The following is a 19,883-nucleotide window of genomic DNA, read 5'->3' as shown; positions in this document are numbered from 1 at the left end:
TGCCGCACGGGGCAGGAATCGTTATCTTGCCCTCTTCACTGGAATCGCCACAGCACAAGGACCCTGACATGCCCAGCCTCGCCAGCATACATCTCTACCCCATCAAATCGACGGCGGGCATGCCGCTGACCCGTGCCCGGGTGACCGAGGAGGGGCTGCTGGGGGATCGCCGCTACATGGTGGTCAAGCCGGACGGCAGCTTCATCACAGCCCGCACCCATCCCCAGCTGCAACTGGTGACGGCCACCCCGGTGGAGGGCGGCCTGCAACTGCGTTACCCCGGAATGGCACAGCTCAGGCTGCAGGAAGCGGACTTCAGCCGCGCCCCCCAGGCCACAGGCGTCTGGGGCGACAGCTTCCATGCCCTGCACACCCAGTCCCAGGCCGATGAGTGGCTGAGCCGGGTGGCGGGGGAGCCGGTTCGCCTGCTCTGGCTCGGCGAAACCTCTGACCGCTTTCGGGAGAAGACCGGCACCCGGGTCAGCTTTGCCGACGGTTATCCCCTGCTGCTGATCAGCCAGAGTTCGCTGGATGACCTCAACCTGAGATCCGATGCCCTGCACCAGATGAGCCAGTTTCGCACCAACCTGGTGGCGAGCGGCACCCGCCCCTTCGAGGAGGATGGCTGGAAGCGGATCCGCATCGGCGAGGTGGAGTTTCTGGTGGCCAAGCCGTGCAGCCGCTGCATCATGACCACGGTGGAGGCGGGCACGGATCGCTTCAACGCGCTGAAAGAGCCGCTCGCCACCCTCACCCGCTACCGTCGTGGCGAGGATGGGGATGTCTATTTCGGCCAGAATCTGGTGGCGCTGAACGAAGGCTGGATTGAGGCAGGGAGCGAGATCCAGGTGCTGGAAACCGCCCGTCCCCCCGTCTACCCCAATGCGGCGCCGAAGAAGCGGGAGCTGGTCTGCGTCGCCCGCGAGCCCCTGGCACGGGATCTGGAGACCTTCTGGTTCGAGGCAGCCGACGGCGAGCCCCTGCCCGACTACCTGCCGGGTCAGCACCTGCCCATCAGCCTCGACATCAAGGGGGAACGGCAACAGCGCCGCTACACCCTGAGCTCCACCCCGGAGAGGCCCGAGCGTTACAGCATCAGCGTCAAGAAGCTGGCCGATGGCCGCATCTCCCCCTGGCTTCACCATGAGCTGCGCGTGGGCGATCACCTGCTGGCCGCCCCCCCGGCCGGCGAGTTTCACTTAGGCACAGAGCGCAAGCTGCTGCTGCTCTCGGCGGGCTCAGGCGTCACCCCCATGCTGTCCATTGCCCGCACTCTGGCCTTGCGCGGGGAGCTGGAAGATGTTCACTTTATGCACCTGTGCCGCAGCGAGGCGGACATTCCCGCCGCCAGCGAACTGCACGCCCTGGCGCAGCAGGGGATGACCCTCACCCTGATCCTGAGCCAGCCCGATACGCACTGGCAGGGGCTCAAGGGACGGCTCGGCGATGAGCACCTCAAACAGGTCAAGCAGCTTGCCGAACGGGAGGTGTTTATCTGCGGCCCTCACGGCTTTATGGCCGATGCGGTCACCAGACTGACCGCCCTTGGCGTGCCCGTCGAGCGGATCCGCCAGGAGAGCTTTGGCGGCGCCATCCTCTCGGTGGCGCGCCCCCACAAGGCGGTGCAACTGCGCATCGGCAAGCAGAGTTTTGCCGGCAACAATCAGGGCACCGTGCTGGATCAGGCCCACAAGCAAGGGGTGGAGCTGCCCTGGAGCTGCCGCGCCGGCATCTGCGGCAGCTGCAAGCAGACCCTGCTCGCGGGCGAGGTGGATCACCCCGATGCCCCGGCCATCACAGCCGCCGAGCGAGCCGCGGGCAAGATCCTCACCTGCTGCGCCGTGCCCCTCTCCGATCTGGTGATCAAATAGGATGATGGCGCCGCCACGGGTCGGCGCCATCATCGCAAAGCAAAACGGCTGCCCTGAGGCAGCCGTTTTCTTATCGTGTCTGGCAATCAGCCACGCAGGGCGGCGATGCGCTGCTCGATGGGCGGGTGGCTCATGAACAGCTCGCTCATGGAGCGCTTGCCGTTGATGCCGAAGGCCATCATGGTGCCTTCCATCTGCGGCTCGGCGCCACGGGAGAGGCGCTGCAGCGCGGCTATCATCTTGTCGCGACCGGCCAGCTTGGCGGCACCGGCATCGGCGCGGAACTCACGCTGACGGCTGAACCACATGACGATCATGGAGGCCAGCACGCCGAACAGCATCTCCAGCACGAACACGGTGATCATGTAGGCAAACCCACCCGAGCTGCTGCTCTCCTCGTCGTTGTTGGAGCTGAAGAAGTTGCTGATGACGCCGGCCACGATGCGGGCGAAGAACATCACGAAGGTGTTCACCACCCCCTGGATCAGGGTCAGGGTCACCATGTCGCCGTTGGCCACGTGGCTCACCTCGTGGGCCAGCACGGCTTCCGCCTCGTCGCGGCTCATGCTGTAGAGCAGGCCGGACGACACGGCAACGAGGGAGTCGTCGCGGCGGGCGCCGGTGGCGAAGGCGTTCATCTCGGGGGAGTCGTAGATCCCCACTTCCGGCATCTTGATGCCAGCCTCACGGGCCTGACGGGCGACTGTGCTCACCAGCCAGTGCTCTGTCTCGTTGCGGGGCTGCTCGATGACCTGGACGCCATAGCTGCGCTTGGCCATCCACTTGGACATCAGCAAGGAGATAAAGGAACCCCCAAAACCGAACACGGCACAGAACACCAACAGACCGGAAATGCTGGACTTGTTGATCCCCAGAACCGAGAACAGGATATTGAGTACCACCCCCAGCACCAGCATGACGGCCAGGTTGGTCACCAGGAATAGCATAATTCGCTTCATATTGACTCCTTGTGAGATATAGATGCATGGTTCGGGCCAATTCACAATCGACCCGATACCACACCTGCCCCCGATCATAGACAGACTCGATGAATGTTTGCTGAATGTTGGGCCTCAGAGCAGGGACGAGATGTCGAGACAATCGCGCAGATCCGCCTCGAGCGGCTGGTCTACGAAGGGGATCTCCCCCAGAAATGGGGCCGGCAACATGGCTTTCAAGGTGGCCAGGTTCTCTTGGTAGCGACTCATGTACGGATCCACCCGATTGACTACCCAGCCTGCCAGGGTCAGCCCCTGATGGCGGATGGCGGCGCAGGTGAGCAGGGCATGATTGAGGCAACCCAGCTTGGCCCCCACCACCAGGATCACCGGCAGGCGCTCAAGGGCAACCCAGTCGGAGAGCAGATGCTGGTGATCCAGCGGCAAAAACCAGCCCCCCGCCCCCTCGACGATCACCCGTTCGGCCCCCGCCCGCTCAATCTCCCGCAACCCGGCAGACAGGCCCGCCAGGGGAATGCTCGCCCCCACCTCCCGGGCGGCTATGTGGGGGGCTATGGGGGGTTCGAAGGCGTAGGGGTTGACCGAGTCGATGGGCAGCGGGAGGCTGGCGGCCGCTTGCAGCTGCTGGGCATCGAGGTTGCGAAGCCCCTCCGGGGTGCGGGCACAGCCGGCGGAGATCGGCTTGTAGCCGGCGCAGGGGATGCCCCGGGCGGCGAACGCCTGCAGCAGGGTACGGGCGACCAGGGTCTTGCCCACGTCGGTGTCGGTGCCCGTGATGAAATAGGATCTGACCATGATGATTCCTCAGCGCAGTTCAAGGTGGCGCTATGGCACCACCTGGGTATCAATGATGGGCTTGTGCCGGGCGGCTAACCTCGCCCGGCCCAAGGCAAAAACGCGTGTTCCCGCAGCCGGTCAGCGGCGGACAAGGCGCCCGAGACAGACCTCATAGCTGGCGGCCAGCAGGCCGTCGGGCTGGCGGTGGCGCTCATAGGCTTCCCCGAGACGCCTCAGGCGCTGGCGGTTGCCCAGCCCCGCGGCCCTGTCGTCATTGACCTGGCTGGCCCCTATGCCCTTGAGATCCCGCAGCAAGTCGTTGAGCTCCAGATAGGCGAGGGACCAGGTGACAGAGGTCAGCTCAGGCGCCTGAAAACCCGCGGCGCCAATGGCCTGCTGCAACTGGGGCAGGGCGAGGAAGCGGTTGACGTGGGCATGCCCGTCGACGGCGCCCCAGGCCTCGCGCAACTGCCAAAGCGACCCGGCCAGCAGGGTCGAGAAGAAGATCTGACCGCCGGGCTTGAGCACCCGGTGGATCTCGGCAAACGCCTGGGCCGGGCGCTCGCACCACTGCAGGGCCAGGCTGGAGAAGACCCAGTCCAGGCTCTGATCCGCGAAGGGCAGCGCCTCCGCATCGCCGCACACCAGCCGGGCGCCGCTGCCACGCAGGGCGGCCTGCGCCAGCATGCCGGGGGCGAGATCCAGCCCGTGCAACTGCTGGCAACGACCCGCCAGCGCGGGCAGGAAGAAGCCGGTGCCGCAGCCCAGATCCAGCCCGGCCCCCGGGCGCATCTCTGTCATACTCCCTTCGCCCATGCGCGCCAGCAGCGCCTGCCCCACCTCCTGCTGGAAGCGGGCGTGGGCGTCGTAGTGACGGGCGGCGGCCCCGAAGCGACGGGCGAGCTGGGCCTTGTCGACCTGCTGGAAACGCTCATGCAGCATGGGCGCCTCCTCTCTGATCACTGGATGGGCAGGGACCCAGGGCCTCGAGCAGGCGATCCACATCCTGCTCGCGGTGGGCGGCACAGAGGGTGATGCGAAGGCGCGCCGTGCCGACCGGCACAGTGGGCGGGCGAATGGCGCTCACCCAGACACCGCGCTCCCGCAGCCGCTCGGCCAGTTGCAGGGCGGCACTGCTCTCCCCCACCAGCAGGGGCTGGATCGGGGTCTCGCTTGCACCCAGCGTCCAGCCGAGCGCCTGTGCCCCCTGCCGGAACCGGGTGATCAGCTGACCAAGATGGGCACGGGCCTCGTCGGCGGCGCGCACCAGCTCGATACTCTGGCTCACCGCGCACGCCTGGGCGGCCGGCATATGGGTGCTGTAGACATAGTGGCGGGCAAAGTTGACCAGGTAGTCCACCAGCTCGCGGCTGCCCCCCACGAAGGCCCCGGCCACCCCGAGCGCCTTGCCAAAGGTGCCCATCTGGATATGCACGCTGGCGGGGGCAACCCCCTGCGCCGCCAGGGTCCCGCGCCCTTGTGGCCCCAGCACCCCGAGGCCGTGGGCATCGTCGATCATCAGCCAGTTGCCGCTCTGGGCTGCCAGGGCAGCAAGTTCAGCCCAGGGCGCCTGATCCCCGTCCATGCTGAACACCCCCTCCGAGACGATCAGGCCCCGTTTTGGCTCAAGTTGAGACGCGAGCGCGGCCATGTCGTTGTGGCCAAAGCGCTTCATCCTGCAGGGCAGCTGGCTGCCCATCTCCTGCAGGGAGGCGTGGTTGAGCCTGTCCTGCCACAGCAGGTGCTCCTTGCCGAGCAGGGCCTTGAGCACCGCCTGATTGGCAGAAAAACCGCAGTTGAACAGCAGCACGGCCTCCACCCCGAGCCACTCTGCCAGGGTCTCTTCCAGCTCTTGGTGGGCACGGCTGTAGCCTGTCACCAGGGGCGAGGCGCCGGCACCAGCGCCATAGCGGTCGATCCCCTCGCAGAAGGCGCCCTTGATGGCGGGATGATCGGCGAGCCCCAGGTAGTCGTTGGCAGAGAGGTTGAGGTAGTCGCGTCCCGCCACCCTGAGCCGCCCGCCACTCGCCACATCCACAGGGGTGCGTCGGCGCAGCAGGGCCGCCTGCTCACGTTCGGCCAGGGCCTCACCCAGCGCAAAGGGGCTGGTGACAACAGGGGAAGTCATGGACGGACGGCACCTGCGCGGGAACGGGTGGCATCGTAGAAGAGCTCGCTCGGCTCGCTCTGGCGGCTCACCTCGGCCAGCAGCTCCTCTTCCTGCACCTGATCCGGCTTCTGGGCCCGCTGGGCGGGGCGGATGCCGAGGCGCTTGAACAGCTGCATGTCGCTGTTCTCGTCCGGGTTCGGGGTGGTCAGCAGCTTGCAGCCGTAGAAGATGGAGTTGGCACCCGCCATAAAGCACATGGCCTGCATCTGCTCGTTCATCTTCTCCCGCCCGGCGGAGAGACGCACGTGGGAGGCGGGCATCATGATGCGCGCCACGGCTATGGTGCGGATAAATTCGAACGGGTCCAGATTCTCCTGGTTTTCCATGGGCGTCCCCTTCACCTTGACCAGCATGTTGATGGGCACGCTCTCCGGGTGGCGGGGCAGGTTGGCCAGCGCCATCAGGAGGCCCGCCCGATCCTTTGCCTGCTCCCCCATGCCGACGATGCCGCCGGAGCAGACCTTCATGCCAGCGCCGCGCACGTGCTCCAGGGTGTCCAGGCGGTCCTGATAGGTGCGGGTGGTGATGATGTCGCCGTAGAACTCCGGCGAGGTGTCGAGGTTGTGGTTGTAGTAATCAAGCCCGGCGGCCCCCAGGCGCGCCGCCTGATCGGCGGTCAGCATCCCTAGCGTCATGCAGGTCTCCATCCCCAGCCCGCGCACCTCCTCGACCATGCGCAGGATATAGGGCATGTCCCTCTCTTTGGGATTGCGCCAGGCGGCCCCCATGCAGAAGCGCGACGAGCCGTTGGCCTTGGCCTCGCGGGCCCGCTCCAGCACCTTTTCCACCTCCATCAGCCGCTCGGTCTCGAGCCCGGTGTGGTAGCGGGCGCTCTGGGGGCAGTATTTGCAATCCTCCGGGCAGGCGCCGGTCTTGATGGAGAGCAGGGTGCTCACCTGCACCTCGTTCGGGTCGAAATGGGCACGGTGTACCGTCTGGGCCTGGAACAGCAGATCGTTGAATGGCAGGGCAAACAGGGCCTGGACCTCGGCGAGGGTCCAGTCGTGACGAAGGGCGTGGCCGCCCAGGGTGAGAGCATTCATACATGGCTTCCAGTTGTTATAAGTGGGATCCTGCGCCGCCATCCTGGGATGAAGGACCGCAAAAGCCGCCACCGGCCGACCTACTCGCTGTGAGGACTGGCGCCAAGTGGCTGAAATTGTTGGCTAGTGTAGAGAGCGCGCGTAGACTGTCAACACCGACCAGATCAAACCAATTGACAACAGAACACAAAATGACCAACCAAGAATTCGACCTGCACCACATCTGGCACCCCTATACCTCCCTCACCCATCCCCTGCCCTGCTATGAAGTGGCCAGCGCCAGGGGGGTGACCCTCACCCTCAGCGACGGCCGCGAGCTGGTGGATGGCATGAGCTCCTGGTGGGCCTGCGTCCACGGTTATCAGGTGCCGGAGCTCGACGCGGCCGCCACCGCCCAACTCGGCAAGATGTCCCACGTGATGTTTGGCGGCCTGACCCACGCCCCTGCGGTGGCGCTGTGCCGCAAGCTGGTGGAGATCACCCCGGCCGGTCTGGATCGGGTCTTTCTGGCGGATTCCGGCTCGGTGGCGGTGGAGGTGGCGCTCAAGATGGCCCAGCAGTACTGGCACGCCAGGGGAACGCCCCGCGCCAGGTTCGTCTCCTTGCGGGGCGGCTATCACGGGGACACCTTCGGCGCCATGAGCGTCTGCGACCCGGACGGCGGCATGCACGAGCTCTACAAGGGCTTCCTGCCGGAGCACCATTTCGTGACCGCCCCCAGCTGCCGCTTCCACGCCGAGTGGGACGAGAGCTGCGTGGTGGAGCTGGCAACCCTGGTGGCGGACCACCATGAGGAAATCGCTGCCATCGTGCTGGAGCCCATAGTGCAGGGGGCGGGTGGCATGCGCTTCTATCACCCCCGCTACCTGCAGTGGGTACGCGCCCTGTGCGACGAGTTCGGTTTGCTGCTGATCGCCGACGAGATCGCCACCGGCTTTGGCCGCACCGGCCAGCTGTTTGCCTGCGACTGGGCGGGGATCAGCCCCGACATCATGTGCCTTGGCAAGGCGCTCACCGGCGGCTACCTGACGCTGTCGGCCACCCTGACTACCGAGCAGGTCGCCCGCACCATCTGTGACGGCAAGGCCGGCGTCTTTATGCACGGCCCCACCTTTATGGGCAATCCGCTGGCCTGCGCGGTGGCCAACGCCTCCATCGAACTGCTGCTGGCCTCACCCTGGCAGGAACGGGTGCGGGCCATCGAACACCAGCTGCGCACCGAACTGGTACAGCTGACCCTGCATCCGGCGGTGGCCGACGTGCGGGTACTCGGCGCCATCGGTGTGGTGGAGATGAAGGAGCGGGTGGACGTGGCGCGCATCCAGCGCAAGTTCGTGTCGCTGGGGGCCTGGATCCGCCCGTTCGGCAAGCTCATCTACCTGATGCCCCCCTTCGTCATCAGCCCCGAGGAGCTGCGGGTGCTGACCCGCGCCATCCATGAGGCCATCACCAGCGGCGAATTCTGAGTCTCGATGAATAGGCCCTGCATGAGAACGCAGGGCCTTTTGGCTCTTTTTCATCAGAATGTGAGCGAGACACCAGAACCCGCCAGGCGAGGGGAGTAGACTGCGCGGGTTTTACCCAACAGATGTACCTTTCCCATGCGCCTCTCCATCACTGCCAAGATCAATTTCTTCCTGCTCTTCATCTTCTCCATGGTATTGGTGTTTTCCGCGGCCTATCAGGCGGTGCGCGAGCGCGACCTCATCCTGACCCTCATCAAGGAGCAGAGCCGCGAGCAGACCGAGGCCTATTTCGACGGCCTCAACATGCTGATGCTGACCGGCAAGATGGAGGCCCGCGACACCCTGCGTGCCAAGTTTCTCGATCACGCCCACGTGGAAGATGCCCGCATAGTGCGCGGGGCGCCGGTCAACAAGCAGTATGGGCCTAGCCGCGACAGCGAGGCCCCCAAGGACAGATTCGATGCCCTGGCCCTGGCGGGCAAGGGGAGCCTGGAGGTGGTGCACGACGGCACCCACAGCAAGCTGGTGGTGACTCGCCCCCTGCTGGCCAAGAAGGATTTTCGCGGCACCGACTGCACCAGCTGTCACCAGGTGCCGGAGAACACTGTGCTGGGGGCGGTGCGCTTTGACTACTCCCTCGACACCCTCTTTACCCGGGTCGAGCAGAACATACTCACCTCGGCCCTGAGCCTCACCCTCATCTTCGGGCTGGGGCTGCTGCTCACCCTCTGGGTCATCCGTACCTGGATAGTCCGCCCCCTCAACCAGCTGACCCGCTCCATGGAGGAGGCCACCGATCTGCACGACTTCGGCCACCGGCTGGAGGGCGATGAAGGGGACGAGATAGGCCGGGTGGCCCTCGCCTACAACCAGATGCTCGACAGCGTGGAGCGCCAGCTCGGCAAGCGCCCTGCCCCCTCGTCCCAGGACGAGAAGCCGGCGGATCACGCCAGGTAATAAAACAGCAGGCTGGCGGCCAGGATCAGCAGCAGAAGGAACAGATTGACGTGCAGGGCATCCTCTTGCCGTCGGCTGCGCCTGTGCTCCAGCGCTCTCGTCCCAGGAGGAGAAGCCGGCGGATCACGCCAGGTAGTAAAACAGCAGGCTGGCGGCCAGGATCAGCAGCAGGATGAATAGATTGACTGCAGCCCATCCTCTTGCGGTCGGCTGCGCCAGCGCTCCAGCGCGCTCGTCCCAGGAGGAGAAGCCGGCGGATCACGCCAGGTAGTAAAACAGCAGGCTGACGGCCAGGATCAGCAGCAGGATGAATAGATTGACGTGCAGGGCATCCTCTTGCCGTCGGCTGCGCCTGTGCTCCAGCGCCAAGACCACCAGGGTCAGCAGGCAGCAACCCCAGAGTCCGTGCACCAGCCAGGGGGTGAGGGCGGGATCCCACTCCTGGCGTACCTTGACCCCGCCATAGACCAGAAAACCGTAGGCCGTCTGCGGCCTGGCGAAGTGGTAAAGGGAGAGCAGGACGATAAAGCCGCTCCAGCAGAGGATCACCAGCCCCTGGAGAACCCGTATCCAGCCATCCGGCCCCCGCCTGCGTTCCTTCACTCTCACCCCCTGCCCAACCGACCGGATCCATGCAAGATTCATGGGGAAAACCCCGCAAGGGTCCGACATTTTTGCTTGTTTATCAAACCCGCGCGGGTAAGATTAACGGCTTAGTCTGCCATGGTGGGCCACTCATGCCCGGGCCAGACCCCAAGTGTTGCAAATAGCGCTGCAAGAACAAGCTGGAGACAATATTTCGATGACGCACGCATCCGTAGTAGATGTGCTGACCGGTAAGTATGCGGTTGGCACCACCCAGACAGTGAAAGGGTGGATCCGGACCCGCCGCGATTCCAAGGCGGGGATCTCATTTTTGGCCATATCCGATGGCTCCTGTTTCCATCCGGTACAGGCCGTCGTTCCCAATACCCTGGCCAATTACGAGAATGAAGTGCTGCGTCTGACCACCGCCTGCTCAGTGGAAGTGACCGGTGTGGTCGTGGCTTCCCAGGGCAGCGGCCAGGCCTACGAGCTGCAGGCCTCCGACGTCAAGGTCGTGGGCTGGGTCGAAGACCCGGACACCTACCCCATGTCTGCCAAGCGCCACAGCATCGAATACCTGCGCGAGCAGGGTCACCTGCGTGCCCGTACCAACGTGGTCGGCGCCGTGACCCGGGTGCGCAACTGCCTGGCCCAGGCCATTCACCGCTTCTTCCATGAAGAGGGTTATCTGTGGATTGCCGCGCCGCTCATCACCGCCTCCGACACCGAAGGGGCTGGCGAGATGTTCCGCGTCTCCACCCTGGACATGGAAAACCTGCCGCGCACCCCCGAAGGCAAGGTGGATTACGACAAGGACTTCTTCGGCAAGGAGACCTTCCTGACCGTCTCCGGCCAGCTCAACGTCGAGACCTATGCCTGCGCGCTGTCCAAGGTCTACACCTTCGGCCCGACCTTCCGCGCCGAAAACTCCAACACCAGCCGCCATCTTGCCGAGTTCTGGATGGTGGAGCCGGAAGTGGCCTTCGCCAACCTGGAAGACAACGCCGCCCTAGCCGAAGCCATGCTGAAGTACGTCTTCAACGCCGTGCTGACCGAGCGCCGCGACGATCTGGAGTTCTTCGCCCAGCACATCGACAAGGATGCCATCGACCGTCTGGAGCGCTTCGTCGCCTCCGACTTCGCCCAGATTGACTACACCGACGCCATCGAAGTGCTGAAGAACTGCGGCAAGAAGTTCGAGTTCCCGGTCTCCTGGGGTATCGATCTCTCCTCCGAGCACGAGCGCTATCTGGCCGAAGAGCACTTCAAGTCCCCTGTGGTGGTGAAGAACTACCCGAAAGACATCAAGGCCTTCTACATGCGCCTCAACGACGACGGCAAGACTGTCGCCGCCATGGACGTGCTGGCCCCGGGGATCGGCGAGATCATCGGTGGCTCCCAGCGTGAGGAGCGTCTCGAGGTGCTGGATGCCCGTCTGGCCGAGATGGGTCTGAACAAGGAAGATTACTGGTGGTATCGCGACCTGCGTCGCTACGGCACAGTGCCGCACTCCGGCTTCGGCCTGGGCTTCGAGCGCCTGGTGGTCTATGTGACCGGCATGGGCAACGTGCGCGACGTCATCCCCTTCCCGCGCACCCCTCGCACCGCCGAGTTCTAATCGCGGACAGCACGCGAATCGCAAAAAGCCGACCCTTGGGTCGGCTTTTTTATTTCCTGCTCTCCCGGCAGGGATGATCTCCTCCTCTCATCCTGATCCTCGAATAAATCCCCCCCTTCCCCTGCCTGTCATTCCCCGATCCCCCCTGTTCAAGGGCATATCCATAGTTTTTATGCACTTAAATCGGAAAAGGGTCTGTTATTGAACCACCTCAATTTTTTACCCCTTTAGGGGTGCCAGAATACCCACTAACCCTTTAGGGGCAAATAACCACAACAGATGCTCCCGGGCCCCAGGGCCAGTGCGGACATGGATTCAATCACACGAGGTAATGGAATGATCTTGATGGAATTTTTGGTGGTGCTCGGCTGCTTGCTGCTGGGTACCCGCTTTGGGGGCATGGGACTGGGTCTCATCAGTGGCATAGGTCTGTTCCTGCTGACCTTCGTGTTCGGCCTGGTGCCAGGGGAGCCGCCGGTGCAGGTGATGCTGACCATACTGGCGGTGATCGGCTGCGCCGCCACCCTGCAGACCGCCGGTGGCCTCAACCTGATGATGCAGGTGGCCGAGCGCCTGCTGCGCCGTCACCCGCAATACATCACCATACTGGCGCCGCTCACCACCTGGACCCTCACCTTCCTGTGCGGTACCGGCCACGTGGTCTACACCATGTTCCCCATCATCGCCGACATAGCACTGCAGAAGAACATCCGTCCCGAGCGCCCGATGGCGGTGGCATCCGTTGCCTCCCAGATGGCGATCTGCGCCTCCCCGGTCTCCGTTGCCGTGGTCTCCATGGTCTCCATTCTGGCGGCCGGTCACGGTATAGGTCAGGCTTACGGCCTGCTCGACATCCTGATGATCGCCATCCCCTCCTCTCTCACGGGTGTGATCATGGCGGCCCTGTGGAGCCTGCGCCGCGGCAAGGATCTGGACAAGGACGAGGAGTTCCAGGCCAAGATCCAGGATCCGGAGCAGCGCGCCTTCGTCTACGGCGGCGGTGAAACCCTGCTCAACACCAAGTTCCCGAAAGAGGCCTACTGGTCTACCTGGATCTTCTTCGCCGCCATCGCCGCCGTGGTCTTGCTCGGTGCCAACGAAGGTCTGCGTCCTGTGTTCACCATCAAGGACAAGACGGGCCCCCTCTCCATGAACCTGGTGATCCAGATGATGATGCTGATCGCCGGCGCCATCATCCTGATGCGCTGCAAGGTCAAGCCGGGCGACATCTCCAACGGTGCCGTGTTCAAGGCGGGCATGGTCGCCATCTTCTCCGTGTTCGGGGTTGCCTGGATGAGCGAGACCTTCTTCCAGGCCCACATGCCGCTGCTCAAAGAGACCCTGGCCCACGTGGTACAGGCCCAGCCCTGGACCTATGCCCTGGTGCTCTTCCTCATCTCCAAGCTGGTGAACAGCCAGGCCGCCGCGCTCACCGCCATCGCCCCCATGGGTCTGGCGCTCGGGGTGGAGCCGAAACTGCTGATCGCCTTCCTGCCGGCGAGCTACGGCTACTTCGTGCTGCCGACCTACCCGAGCGATCTGGCCTGTATCGGTTTCGACCGCTCCGGCACCACCCGCATCGGCAAGTTCATCATCAACCACAGCTTCATCATTCCTGGGCTGATCGGGGTCAGCAGCTCCTGCGCCCTGGGGTATGTGCTGACCACCATCTTGCTGTGATCCAGACGGCGTTCGCCGCGTCATCCCCAACGGGCCCCTTCGCGGGCCCGTTGCCTTTCCCGCCCTCCCGCTTTGCCAAGCGCCCGCCGGCTCGGTAGCATGCCTCATCTTTCATGATTGGAATCAACCCCATGTCTCGCGTCATCCTGCTCTGGAGCGGTGGCAAAGATGCCATGCTGGCTCTCTGTCATGCCCGCGATGCGGGTCATCAGGTGGTGGCCCTGGCCACCTTCGCGCCCCCAGAGCCCCGCTTTCTCGCTCACCCCTTGCCGCTGGTGCGCCGTCAGGCGGCGGCTCTCGGGCTGCCCCATCTGCTGGTCACCATAGAGGCGCCGTTCGAGCAGAGCTATGAGACGGCGCTGAGCCGCCTGCGGCAGGAGTGGAAACTCGACGGAGTAGTGACCGGCGATATCGACAGCGTGGGGGGCGCACCGAACTGGATCCGCGAGCGCAGCCAGCCGCTCGGGCTCGCCGTCCACACCCCGCTCTGGCAGCAATCTCGCGAGGCGCTGCTGGCGGATATGCTGGCCCGTGGCATAGTCGCCCACCTCTCCTGCGTCGATACCCGGGTGCTGGCGCCGGATTGGGCCGGACGTATCCTGGATGCCGCCACCCTGACCGAGTTGCAGCAACTGGCCGAGCGTGAGGGCTTCGATGCCTGCGGCGAGCAGGGGGAGTACCACACCATGGTGACCGACGGCCCAGGCTTTGCCGCCCCGCTGCGCCTCGATGGCTGGCAGGTGGCGCACCAGGATCATCTGGCCTATCTGCTGGAGGACGAGGGGTGACGCCTCACTAAGGCGGCACATAAAAAACGGGAGGCGATGGCCTCCCGTTTTGCTTGCCTTTCACACCGACCTATCTGGCCAGCTTGCCCAGCACCCGCTGCAGCAGGCGGATGCGCGGTTCGATGCTGTCGAGCATCAGGAATTCGGCCTCCGAGTGGAAGCCGCCCCCCATGGGGCCGAAGCCATCCAGGGACGGCACGCCGGCGGCGGCGGTGAAGTTGGCGTCGGAGCCGCCCCCCGCCTCCAGCCAGTTGAAGGGGATCCCCTCCTGCGCTGCGGCCGCCTCCACCAGCGCCATCAGGCCCCGGGTGTCCTCACTCGGGCGCATCGCCGGCTTGAAGCTCTGGCGATCCACCTCGACCCGGCAACCGGCAAGGAAAGGATTCTTGGCCATGAAGCTGAGCCGGTTGTGCACCGCCTGCGCCTCCTCGTTACTCCAGAAGCGCAGGTCGACGATGGCCTCGGCGAAGTCCGGCACCACGTTGACGCCGGTGCCCCCCTGCACCACCCCCACGTTCATGGTGGTGCCCGTCTCCAGGTTCACCTGCTCGTTGATGGCCAGCACCCAATGGGCGAGCTCGGTAATGGCGGAGATACCCTCGGCCAGGGCCGAGCCCGCGTGGGAGGCCTTGCCGTGGAAGCGGATGCGGTACTTGGCGTTGCCCTTGCGGGCGCTGATGAGATCCCCGCTCGGACGGGCCGCCTCGGCCACCAGCACGCAGCCACTCTGCTTAGCTCGCTCGACCAGCCAATCCTTCGACCAGGGGGAGCCAATCTCCTCGTCGCAGTTGCAGCAGACCAGCACCTTGAGCTTGGCCAGCACGGCCGGGTCCATCCCCTTCAAGGCATACCAGGTGGAGAGCAGGCCGCTCTTCATGTCAGAGACGCCGGGGCCGAAGGCCTGATTGCCTTCGACTGTCAGCGGGCGTTTGGCCGCCGTCCCCTCGGGGAAGACGGTGTCCATGTGGCCCACCAGCATGACGTCGTAGTGATCCGCCCCCGGGGCATTGGTTGCCTCGAGGCAGGGGCCGCACTCGGCGGCAAACTGGTGGCGGCTCACCTGCCAGCCGATGGCCTCGTATTTTTCGGCCATGATGTCGGCCACCCGAGCCACCCCGGCCGGGGTACGGGTGCCGCAATCCAGGTTGATGAGGGGGGCCAGATCCGCCAGATAGGCGTCCAGGGAAAAAGCGTTGCGAGGATCTGTCATCATCGTCTCCAAAGGGCAAAAGGTCGGGCCTCGCCCTTGCGCAGAGTGAATGGAGCGGGCAGCCTGGCCACCCGCCCCGCCATTACATAAACAGCAGATAGTTGAGCAGCAGCGCCGTCACCAGGGCACCTGCCATGGGTACGCAGGTGCGCTTGACCACCACGAAGGGGGAGACCTTGGCGATCCCCGCGCAGGCGATGAGCACAGCCGCTATGGGGGAGACGGTGCGACCTATGCTGGAGGCGAGCTGCATCGGCAGCAGCATGGTCACCGCCGGCACGCCGAACTTGGCCGCCACCGCGGGGGCCAGGGTGGAGAAGCTCAGGAAGGCCGCGTTGCCGGAGCCCATGATGACGGCCGCCACCATGATGAGCCCCACCATCACCAGCGTCATCAGACCGCTGCCGATCCCGGCATTGCTGGCAGAGTGCAGCAGGGTGTCGATGGCGCCTATGGCCTTGAGGGACTCGGCAAACAGCTCGGCACAGACGATGAGCGCCACCACCGGGCCAAACACCTTGCCCATGCCGTCGAGGAAGCTCGACAGCCCGGCCATGGCGGTGCGCACCGAGCGGGTACGCAGCAGCTCGCACAGCATGCCGATGAAGACCGACAGCAGCATGGCCACCTCCACGCTGACGCTGATGGTGGTCACCAGGAGCTTGGAGAAGGTCATCATCAGCACGAAGGGGATGATGGGCAGCAGGGCATACCAGGTCGGCGCCGGCACCTCCTCCTTCCCCTGCTCGTCCAGCTCGGCCGGATCGCCCCGGTGCAGGGCGGGATCCCAGCCATCCTGGCGATCGCAGTGACGCTGCCAGAAGAAGTGCAGCACCATGGTCACCAGCAGCATGGGGGCCACCAGCCAGATCTGGTAGTCGACGAAGTAGCTGGTGGGATCCATGCCGGACTGACCGGCGGAGAAGATGGCGTTGGTCTGGGTCGGACCGATCTCAAACGCCTGGGAGGTGGCGATGACGCCGCAGGCCGACGCCGGGCTGATGCCGAGGTTGCGCATCACAGGGTACATGGTGACCATCAAGAGCAGGCCGAGGCCGGTGGCGGAGGTGACGAACAGCGACACGAACACCGCCACCAGGTAGCAGATGGCCAGCATCAGGTAGCTGGACCGGATGCCCGCCACCGGCTTGACCGCCACCCGCACCAGGGACTGGGAGGCGCCGATATGGGACATGTAGGTGGCAAAGCCCGCCACCGCCATGATGGTGAGGCCGAGCCCCGCCGCCCGGTAGGAGAAGATCCCCTTGAACACCTCGAACAGGTCGAACAGGGCGAACCCCGTGCTCTTGTCGGCAGGCAGAATGGGGTGCAACCCCAGCCAGTAGGCCACCGCGAAGATGGCCATGCCTGCCAGCGCCAGCACCGCCTGCGGGTTGTAATCCTTGACGATGCCGTAGACCACGGCCATCAGCACGAGCAAGACGAATAAGAGTTCCAAAGTGCGCTCCTGATAAGATTATCGAGGATCGAAATCTAGTGGCGAGCCCCTCCTTTCCCCTTGATCCCTATCAATAAAAGTGGCTTGAATGACAAAAAGCAGCATTAAATTTTGATAAATCAAATAAAATTGGTACATCAATCCAGTCCCGACGCACTAGAATGCCCTGCATGAGATCCTGGCCAACAACCTCCACTTTTTTTGCGTTGGATCAACGCCCGTCAGGGGTGAACTGGCCAAGATGCCCGTCGATACAGAGCGACCATTTCGCACCGGAGAGAGTTATGACAAGCCAAGCCACCGCAGGTGTCTCTACCTGCGACTACAAGCTGTGGGACATCCTCGTCGAGTCTGCAAAGGAACGCACCACCATTCGTTATTCCAAGCTGGCCAGGCAGGCCGGGCTGGAACAGTGCCAGGATGAGCTGCGCACCCTGCTGCAACGCATCCGCATGTACTGCACCGAAAACAACCTGCCGATCCTCTCCGCCATCGTGGTGGACGACGTGGGCAAATACACCGGCCTCTCCTCCAGCCTGCCGGATGCGCCCTGGGAGCGGGCCCGGGTCTTCGACCACGAATGGACCACCCTGCACTGATAGCCCCCTTCCCCCAAGACGCGCCCCAGGCGCGTTTTGGCTATCTGGCCCCTCGCTTTTTCTCCCCCTCCCCGCTGGTAAAACCAGCCAGCCCGGCCATGAGCGTTGCCATGGCTGGGCCACAATGCCAGAATCGGGCCCTTGCATGATTTCACGTTCGGATTTCAGGGCCCCGGGCCCGCAGACATAGGATCTCCCATGGCCACCACCCTCTATGGCATCAAGAACTGCGACACCATCAAGAAGGCCCGCAAGTGGCTGGACGAGGCTGGCATCGACTATCGCTTTCACGATCACAGGGCCGACGGCCTCGAGCCTGCCCGGCTGGACGGCTGGCTGGCCCAGCTGGGCTGGGAAGCCCTGCTCAACACCCGAGGCACCACCTTCCGCGCCCTGCCGGAGGAGGCCAAGCAAGGGCTGGACGGCGCCAAAGCCCGCGCCCTGCTGCTGGAGCACCCCGCCATGATCAAGCGCCCGTTGCTGGACCGCGATGGCGAGCTGACCCTGGGGTTCAAGGCAGACCACTACCAATCCCTCTTCTCTCGTTAAACATTTCTGTTAAGGAACGCCGATGTCGGATGTCATCGCACTGGCCAAGGATCTGATCCGCCGCCCCTCAGTTACCCCGCTGGACGAAGGGTGCCAGACCCTGATGGCGGAGCGCCTCGCGCGCCTCGGGTTCGTCATCGAGCCCATGGTGTTCGAAGACACCACCAACCTCTGGGCTCGCCGTGGCAGCGAGGGGCCGCTGTTCTGCTTCGCTGGCCACACCGACGTGGTGCCCGCCGGCCCGCTGGAGAAGTGGCACACGCCGCCATTCGAGCCGACCATCAAGGACGGCATGCTCCATGGCCGCGGCGCCGCCGACATGAAGGGGTCCCTCGCCGCCATGGTGGTGGCCACCGAGCGCTTCGTGGCCCAGCATCCGGACCACAAGGGCTCCATCGCCTTCCTCATCACCTCGGATGAAGAGGGTCCCTTCATCAACGGCACGGTGCGCGTCATCGACACCCTGGAGGCCCGCCACGAGAAGATCCGCTGGTGCATCGTCGGCGAGCCCTCCTCCACCAACCTGGTGGGGGACGTGGTGAAGAACGGCCGCCGCGGCTCCATCACTGGCGATCTGCTGGTGCGCGGGGTACAGGGTCACGTGGCTTACCCTCACCTGGCGGACAACCCCATCCACAAGGCGGCGCCGGCCCTGGCGGAACTCGCCGCCACCGTCTGGGACGAGGGCAACGCCTACTTCCCCCCCACCAGCTTCCAGATAGCCAACATCCAGGCCGGCACCGGTGCCTCCAACGTCATTCCGGGCGAGCTGCAGGTGCAGTTCAACTTCCGTTTCAGCACAGAGCTCACCGATCTCGACATCCGCGAGCGGGTCGAGGCGCTGCTGACCCGTCACGGTCTGGACTTCGAGCTGAAGTGGACCCTCTCAGGCCAGCCCTTCCTGACCGACACCGGCGCCCTGCTGGAGGCCACAGTCGCCGCCGTGGCGGCGGTCAACGGTCAGCAACCGGCCCTGCTCACCACGGGGGGAACGTCCGATGGGCGCTTTATCGCCCCCACCGGGGCCGAGGTGATCGAGCTGGGCCCGGTCAACGCCACCATCCACAAGGTGAACGAGTGCGTGAAGGCGGAGGATCTGGATCTGCTGGCGGACATGTACCAAGGGGTGCTGGAGCACTTGCTGGCATGACCCAGGATCAACTGCTTGGGCTCGACGAGAGCCACCTCATCCTGGTGGGGCGCGGGCCCCACCGTCTGACCGCCGCCACCGCGGCGGCCTTCAACGACATGCAGGTGGCGGCCGCCCATGAGGGGTTCAACCTGCAGGCCGCCTCCAGCTGGCGCAGCTTCGAGCGCCAGCTCGCCATCTGGAATGGCAAGTGGCGCGGGGAGCGGCCCCTGCTGGATGCGAACAACCAGCCTCTGGATGCGCTGCAACTGGGCGAGACCGAACGGTTGCACGCCATACTGCGCTGGAGCGCCCTGCCGGGCACCAGCCGCCACCACTGGGGCACGGATCTCGACATCTATGATCCCGACTGCCTGCCCGCAGGTACCAGGCTGGCGCTGGAGCCCTGGGAGTACGAGGCGGGCGGCTGGTTTGCCGATCTCGGCGAGTGGCTCGGGGATCACATGAACGACTTCGGCTTCTTCCTGCCCTATGCCAAACCACTGGAGGCGGCTCAGGGGGTCGCCTACGAGCCCTGGCACATCAGCTTCGCCCTGGAGTCCGCTGAACAGCGGCTGGATCCGGATGCGCTGGCGCTTTGCCTGCAACAGGCGGATATTGAAGGCAAGGCGTGCATACTGTCCCATCTCGACGAGATCCTGGCCCGTTATGTCACTGCCGGTCACACCGAAAGGAGAATCTGATGAGTCTGTGGTTATGGATAGGCCTGCCGCTGCTGTTTCTGCTCGGCCTGTTTCTCAATGCCATCAAGGACATGAAACAGCTCGAAAAGCAGTTGCCGAAATACAGGGACAAGATCCGGGAAGTCAAGGACGACGAGGACGACTGACCTCCCCCGCAGGAGCCCGATGGCGCTCCTGCTCCCCCTTGCCGGGCTCGATGCCAGCCAGCAGCCACCCCGGCCCCAGCCCCTGAAAATGGGCACCGATTGCCACTCCCGCCCCCCTCTTTCTCGCCCCTCTTTAGCCTCGCGCCTGCTGCTTAAAAACAGCACAACAACCG

Annotated in this window: 19 protein-coding genes; 11 read left to right on the top strand and 8 right to left on the bottom strand. The window is 64.6% G+C overall.

Annotated elements, in window-relative coordinates; genetic code table 11:
- The first annotated feature begins 68 nt into the window (after nucleotides 1–68).
- Nucleotides 69–1,871, top strand: coding sequence for an MOSC N-terminal beta barrel domain-containing protein (locus AAHB08_RS01075; RefSeq protein WP_342057848.1), 1,803 nt, complete (start codon nucleotides 69–71; stop codon nucleotides 1,869–1,871).
- An 86-nt stretch (nucleotides 1,872–1,957) separates the two neighbouring features.
- Here the strand turns inward: AAHB08_RS01075 and htpX are convergent, their stop codons facing one another.
- From htpX to bioB, 5 genes are all read right to left on the bottom strand, one after another.
- Complete coding sequence (htpX, locus tag AAHB08_RS01070; protein WP_171269207.1) at nucleotides 1,958–2,830, bottom strand: protease HtpX; 873 nt, start codon at nucleotides 2,828–2,830, stop codon at nucleotides 1,958–1,960.
- A gap of 114 nt (nucleotides 2,831–2,944) precedes the next feature.
- On the bottom strand, nucleotides 2,945–3,625 hold the full coding sequence (gene bioD, locus AAHB08_RS01065) for a dethiobiotin synthase (RefSeq protein ID WP_342057847.1): 681 nt from the start codon (nucleotides 3,623–3,625) through the stop codon (nucleotides 2,945–2,947).
- Between the two features lie 120 nt (nucleotides 3,626–3,745).
- Nucleotides 3,746–4,549 (bottom strand): malonyl-ACP O-methyltransferase BioC, encoded by an 804-nt coding sequence (gene bioC, locus AAHB08_RS01060; protein WP_342057846.1) that lies wholly within the window; start codon nucleotides 4,547–4,549, stop codon nucleotides 3,746–3,748.
- On the bottom strand, nucleotides 4,539–5,735 hold the full coding sequence (gene bioF / locus AAHB08_RS01055) for an 8-amino-7-oxononanoate synthase (RefSeq protein ID WP_342057845.1): 1,197 nt from the start codon (nucleotides 5,733–5,735) through the stop codon (nucleotides 4,539–4,541). Before bioF ends, bioC begins: the two co-directional genes overlap by 11 nt.
- Nucleotides 5,732–6,820 (bottom strand): biotin synthase BioB, encoded by a 1,089-nt coding sequence (gene bioB, locus AAHB08_RS01050; RefSeq protein ID WP_043131627.1) that lies wholly within the window; start codon nucleotides 6,818–6,820, stop codon nucleotides 5,732–5,734. The genes bioF and bioB overlap by 4 nt, the downstream gene beginning before the upstream one ends.
- Before the next feature lie 191 nt (nucleotides 6,821–7,011).
- Here bioB and bioA point away from each other — a divergent pair, with 191 nt between their 5' ends.
- Both bioA and AAHB08_RS01040 read left to right on the top strand, forming a co-directional pair.
- The gene (bioA, locus tag AAHB08_RS01045) at nucleotides 7,012–8,286 is read left to right on the top strand and encodes an adenosylmethionine--8-amino-7-oxononanoate transaminase (RefSeq protein WP_342057844.1); all 1,275 of its coding nucleotides are present in this window, start codon (nucleotides 7,012–7,014) and stop codon (nucleotides 8,284–8,286) included.
- Between the two features lie 135 nt (nucleotides 8,287–8,421).
- Nucleotides 8,422–9,243: a HAMP domain-containing protein gene (locus AAHB08_RS01040; protein WP_342057843.1), complete on the top strand. Its 822-nt coding sequence runs from the start codon at nucleotides 8,422–8,424 to the stop codon at nucleotides 9,241–9,243.
- 258 nt (nucleotides 9,244–9,501) lie between these two features.
- Here AAHB08_RS01040 and AAHB08_RS01035 read toward each other — a convergent pair whose 3' ends face one another.
- On the bottom strand, nucleotides 9,502–9,846 hold the full coding sequence (locus AAHB08_RS01035) for a hypothetical protein (protein ID WP_342057842.1): 345 nt from the start codon (nucleotides 9,844–9,846) through the stop codon (nucleotides 9,502–9,504).
- 199 nt (nucleotides 9,847–10,045) lie between these two features.
- On the opposite strand from AAHB08_RS01035, the gene asnS reads away from it, so the two are divergent.
- The 3 genes from asnS (at nucleotide 10,046) to AAHB08_RS01020 (ending at nucleotide 13,914) form a co-directional block, all read left to right on the top strand.
- Nucleotides 10,046–11,446 carry an asparagine--tRNA ligase gene (gene asnS, locus AAHB08_RS01030; protein WP_342057841.1) on the top strand — a complete coding sequence of 467 codons (1,401 nt, stop codon included), beginning with the start codon at nucleotides 10,046–10,048 and terminating at the stop codon, nucleotides 11,444–11,446.
- A 336-nt stretch (nucleotides 11,447–11,782) separates the two neighbouring features.
- Nucleotides 11,783–13,126, top strand: a complete 1,344-nt coding sequence (locus tag AAHB08_RS01025) for an anaerobic C4-dicarboxylate transporter (protein WP_319912830.1) — start codon at nucleotides 11,783–11,785, stop codon at nucleotides 13,124–13,126.
- Between the two features lie 131 nt (nucleotides 13,127–13,257).
- Complete coding sequence (locus tag AAHB08_RS01020; RefSeq protein ID WP_342057840.1) at nucleotides 13,258–13,914, top strand: Dph6-related ATP pyrophosphatase; 657 nt, start codon at nucleotides 13,258–13,260, stop codon at nucleotides 13,912–13,914.
- Between the two features lie 70 nt (nucleotides 13,915–13,984).
- On the opposite strand, the gene AAHB08_RS01015 is transcribed toward AAHB08_RS01020, so the two are convergent.
- Both AAHB08_RS01015 and dcuC read right to left on the bottom strand, forming a co-directional pair.
- Nucleotides 13,985–15,124, bottom strand: coding sequence for a M20 family metallopeptidase (locus AAHB08_RS01015; protein ID WP_342057839.1), 1,140 nt, complete (start codon nucleotides 15,122–15,124; stop codon nucleotides 13,985–13,987).
- 82 nt (nucleotides 15,125–15,206) lie between these two features.
- Entirely contained in the window at nucleotides 15,207–16,583 is a 1,377-nt protein-coding gene (gene dcuC / locus AAHB08_RS01010; RefSeq protein ID WP_139435179.1) for a C4-dicarboxylate transporter DcuC, read from the bottom strand.
- Nucleotides 16,584–16,867: 284 nt separating this feature from the next.
- On the opposite strand from dcuC, the gene AAHB08_RS01005 reads away from it, so the two are divergent.
- From AAHB08_RS01005 to AAHB08_RS00985, 5 genes are all read left to right on the top strand, one after another.
- A complete protein-coding gene (locus tag AAHB08_RS01005) occupies nucleotides 16,868–17,182 on the top strand; it encodes a hypothetical protein (protein WP_202046368.1) in 315 nt (104 codons plus the stop codon).
- 198 nt (nucleotides 17,183–17,380) lie between these two features.
- On the top strand, nucleotides 17,381–17,731 hold the full coding sequence (locus AAHB08_RS01000; protein WP_202046369.1) for an ArsC family reductase: 351 nt from the start codon (nucleotides 17,381–17,383) through the stop codon (nucleotides 17,729–17,731).
- Between the two features lie 22 nt (nucleotides 17,732–17,753).
- The gene (dapE, locus tag AAHB08_RS00995; protein WP_202046370.1) at nucleotides 17,754–18,881 is read left to right on the top strand and encodes a succinyl-diaminopimelate desuccinylase; all 1,128 of its coding nucleotides are present in this window, start codon (nucleotides 17,754–17,756) and stop codon (nucleotides 18,879–18,881) included.
- Nucleotides 18,878–19,564: a M15 family metallopeptidase gene (locus tag AAHB08_RS00990; protein ID WP_202046371.1), complete on the top strand. Its 687-nt coding sequence runs from the start codon at nucleotides 18,878–18,880 to the stop codon at nucleotides 19,562–19,564. The genes dapE and AAHB08_RS00990 overlap by 4 nt, the downstream gene beginning before the upstream one ends.
- On the top strand, nucleotides 19,564–19,710 hold the full coding sequence (locus AAHB08_RS00985; RefSeq protein WP_005325762.1) for a hypothetical protein: 147 nt from the start codon (nucleotides 19,564–19,566) through the stop codon (nucleotides 19,708–19,710). The genes AAHB08_RS00990 and AAHB08_RS00985 overlap by 1 nt, the downstream gene beginning before the upstream one ends.
- Nucleotides 19,711–19,883 lie beyond the last annotated feature (173 nt).

Origin of the sequence: Aeromonas sp. OTU364 (assembly GCF_038440395.1) — a bacterium.
GTDB lineage: Bacteria > Pseudomonadota > Gammaproteobacteria > Enterobacterales > Aeromonadaceae > Aeromonas.
This window is presented reverse-complemented; position numbering and strand designations above follow the sequence as displayed.

What these genes read in the sequence shown, in the direction of transcription:
- AAHB08_RS01075 (WP_342057848.1), top strand. Translation starts at nt 69, where the DNA reads ATGCCCAGCCTCGCCAGCATACATCTCTACCCCATCAAATCGACGGCG.
- htpX (WP_171269207.1), bottom strand. Translation starts at nt 2,830, where the DNA reads ATGAAGCGAATTATGCTATTCCTGGTGACCAACCTGGCCGTCATGCTG.
- bioD (WP_342057847.1), bottom strand. Translation starts at nt 3,625, where the DNA reads ATGGTCAGATCCTATTTCATCACGGGCACCGACACCGACGTGGGCAAG.
- bioC (WP_342057846.1), bottom strand. Translation starts at nt 4,549, where the DNA reads ATGCTGCATGAGCGTTTCCAGCAGGTCGACAAGGCCCAGCTCGCCCGT.
- bioF (WP_342057845.1), bottom strand. Translation starts at nt 5,735, where the DNA reads ATGACTTCCCCTGTTGTCACCAGCCCCTTTGCGCTGGGTGAGGCCCTG.
- bioB (WP_043131627.1), bottom strand. Translation starts at nt 6,820, where the DNA reads ATGAATGCTCTCACCCTGGGCGGCCACGCCCTTCGTCACGACTGGACC.
- bioA (WP_342057844.1), top strand. Translation starts at nt 7,012, where the DNA reads ATGACCAACCAAGAATTCGACCTGCACCACATCTGGCACCCCTATACC.
- AAHB08_RS01040 (WP_342057843.1), top strand. Translation starts at nt 8,422, where the DNA reads ATGCGCCTCTCCATCACTGCCAAGATCAATTTCTTCCTGCTCTTCATC.
- asnS (WP_342057841.1), top strand. Translation starts at nt 10,046, where the DNA reads ATGACGCACGCATCCGTAGTAGATGTGCTGACCGGTAAGTATGCGGTT.
- AAHB08_RS01025 (WP_319912830.1), top strand. Translation starts at nt 11,783, where the DNA reads ATGATCTTGATGGAATTTTTGGTGGTGCTCGGCTGCTTGCTGCTGGGT.
- AAHB08_RS01020 (WP_342057840.1), top strand. Translation starts at nt 13,258, where the DNA reads ATGTCTCGCGTCATCCTGCTCTGGAGCGGTGGCAAAGATGCCATGCTG.
- AAHB08_RS01015 (WP_342057839.1), bottom strand. Translation starts at nt 15,124, where the DNA reads ATGACAGATCCTCGCAACGCTTTTTCCCTGGACGCCTATCTGGCGGAT.
- AAHB08_RS01005 (WP_202046368.1), top strand. Translation starts at nt 16,868, where the DNA reads ATGACAAGCCAAGCCACCGCAGGTGTCTCTACCTGCGACTACAAGCTG.
- AAHB08_RS01000 (WP_202046369.1), top strand. Translation starts at nt 17,381, where the DNA reads ATGGCCACCACCCTCTATGGCATCAAGAACTGCGACACCATCAAGAAG.
- dapE (WP_202046370.1), top strand. Translation starts at nt 17,754, where the DNA reads ATGTCGGATGTCATCGCACTGGCCAAGGATCTGATCCGCCGCCCCTCA.
- AAHB08_RS00990 (WP_202046371.1), top strand. Translation starts at nt 18,878, where the DNA reads ATGACCCAGGATCAACTGCTTGGGCTCGACGAGAGCCACCTCATCCTG.
- AAHB08_RS00985 (WP_005325762.1), top strand. Translation starts at nt 19,564, where the DNA reads ATGAGTCTGTGGTTATGGATAGGCCTGCCGCTGCTGTTTCTGCTCGGC.